1 protein-coding gene is annotated in these 258 nt (G+C 64.3%); it reads right to left on the bottom strand.

The genetic code is table 11. From position 1 onward, the window contains the following. A partial coding sequence (locus SB765_RS31260) for an iron chelate uptake ABC transporter family permease subunit (protein WP_410932711.1) occupies window positions 1-258 on the bottom strand: 258 nt, incomplete at both ends.

The raw sequence follows: 258 nt of genomic DNA, 5'->3' as shown, positions 1-258 counted from the left end.
AGTGAGTGCTGAGCCACAACACGCAACTGTCCGCCAGCCACAGCAGCAGCGCGCCAGTCAGCGGAGCCACCAGCATCCGGGTGATGAGCAGTCGTCCACCCAGCATCTTCGCCAGCAGCGGCGCAAACAGCCCGATAAAGCCGATGATACCGGCGACGTTGACCAGCTGTGCGCTGAGCAGGATCGCCAGCCCGAGGCCACCGACACGCGCCACGGAGAGCGCAAGGCCAAGGTTTTTCGCTACGCCATCATCCAGCC

This window comes from Pseudomonas sp. SIMBA_067 (genome assembly GCF_046534675.1).
Classification (GTDB): Bacteria; Pseudomonadota; Gammaproteobacteria; order Pseudomonadales; family Pseudomonadaceae; genus Aquipseudomonas; species Aquipseudomonas putida.
Note: the sequence above shows the minus strand (reverse complement) of the source record. Positions and strands in the feature narration are given on the sequence as shown.